Source organism: Paenibacillus sinensis (assembly GCF_019904155.1).
In the GTDB taxonomy this organism is placed as follows: Bacteria; Bacillota; Bacilli; order Paenibacillales; family Paenibacillaceae; genus Paenibacillus_AQ; species Paenibacillus_AQ sinensis.
Genome location: NZ_JAHCMB010000104.1, coordinates 1 through 234 on the forward strand (window position 1 = coordinate 1; position 234 = coordinate 234).

Annotated in this window: 1 pseudogene; it reads right to left on the reverse strand. The window is 53.4% G+C overall.

The annotated features are described in order from the left end of the window. Positions 1-234: pseudogene (locus KIH86_RS10735) on the reverse strand (IS4 family transposase); the annotation flags it as partial.

The window sequence follows — 234 nt, forward strand, 5'->3', positions numbered from 1 at the left end:
TAGTTTTGCCCTGGAGGGGAGAACGGTCCACCATCGTGGCCAGAGCCCTTCCTTCGTTCCACTGCCTTCGCGGCTGAACAATAGCATCCACGTAAAGCCGGTTGCATAAGTCATAGGCTGCGTTCAAGTGCAGAAGGTTGTAGCCTTTGGTGCCGGGTTGATTTTGAAAATACGTGTTGGTGTCCGCAGGGTTCGCAGCAATCTGCAAATCCGAGCCGTCAATGGCCAGTAATC